Genomic DNA, 658 nt, shown 5'->3' with positions numbered 1-658 from the left:
CAAGATTCAAACGCGCAATCTAGCGAATCTAATGCAAATTTAGATTTGGACGAATCTACTCAAAAATCCACGCAAGATTTTCGCAAATTTACAGAAGCGTTGAGCGATGATGACGCAAAGAGAGTGCTTGATGAGACTAAACAATATATGTCCTTTATTGTGTCGCCAAAGGGTTTTAGTGCGCTTGATGCGCTCGTTTATGACAGCGCAAAAGTGCAAGTTGATGAAAACAATGGCTTGGAATTTATTGATTTGTGCAAACACCGCATTGTTGATGGCGTGAGGTATCAAGAAGGCATTTTTGAGGGCGAAACTTATGGCAGCAACAACTGCATTGTAAGCGACATTCATAGCGAAGGCGAACTTGACGGGTTAAGAAAATATTTCATCAAAGCAAAAAGCATAGATGAAGCCTTTGGGTTATATTACAAGACAAAGGACAAAGCACCCAAAGGCAATGTCTATGCTTACTGCTGTGATGAGGGCTTAAAATATGACGGCGTAGGCAATTGGTATATTTGGGGGAATGGGCGACTTTGGGTAAGTGGCAGTGGCTATGATAGCGGAGATGCCACTATTTTCACGCAAAAGGGCGATTTTGTCGAAGTAATTTATCGCTGGACTATCGCGGGTTAGCTTAAAGTGAAGTTTGTAAATT

Annotated in this window: 1 protein-coding gene; it reads left to right on the top strand. The window is 41.5% G+C overall.

Going from position 1 to position 658, the window contains the following annotated elements:
- A partial coding sequence (locus tag ACWIX0_RS14010) for a hypothetical protein (RefSeq protein ID WP_454174589.1) occupies positions 1-636 on the top strand: 636 nt, incomplete at its 5' end.
- Positions 637-658: the final 22 nt, after the last annotated feature.

It is taken from the genome of Helicobacter sp. T3_23-1059 (assembly GCF_053654515.1).
The sequence above is the reverse complement of the archived record's forward strand: the minus strand, read 5'-3'. Positions and strand labels throughout refer to the sequence as shown.